Origin of the sequence: Microbacterium sp. H6 (genome assembly GCF_003314775.1) — a bacterium.
Classification (GTDB): domain Bacteria; phylum Actinomycetota; class Actinomycetes; order Actinomycetales; family Microbacteriaceae; genus Microbacterium; species Microbacterium oxydans.
This window is the reverse complement of sequence record NZ_QOAY01000270.1, coordinates 1-428: the sequence shown is the minus strand read 5'-3', so window position 1 is coordinate 428 and position 428 is coordinate 1. Positions and strand designations below refer to the sequence as shown.

Genomic DNA, 428 nt, shown 5'->3' with positions numbered 1-428 from the left:
CGGCGACAGTGCGGTGCCGTACGGCGGGGAGTACGACCTGCTGTGATCGCGGTCGGGATCACAGGGCGGAGCCCGGGCGGGCGACCGGTATCGGCGTAGGGTGGCGGCATGGTCGGTCCCACGTTCGAGGAGATCGCAGCCGTGCTGTACTCCGACGCCCCGGAATCGTTCGTGGCGTCGCGCAAGGCCCGGGCGGGGGAGGCTGATCCGGAGCTCGCTTCCCGGATCCTCGCTCTCAGGAAGCCGTCGATCGCGGCCTGGGTGGTGAACGTGTTCGCGCGCGAGCGGGCGGCGCAGCTCGGGGAGGCGCTGGAGCTCGCGCGAGAGCTTCGCGAAGCCCAGGACGACCTGGACGCGCCGGCGCTGGCGAAGCTGGGACGGGAACGCCGTGCCCTCACACGGCGGCTCGCTCAGGCCGCAGGAGAGCT

General features: G+C 72.4%; 1 pseudogene. It reads left to right on the top strand.

Annotated features, from left to right (window positions below):
* Positions 1-108: 108 nt before the first annotated feature.
* A pseudogene (locus DSP71_RS17735) lies at positions 109-428 on the top strand (transposase); the annotation flags it as partial.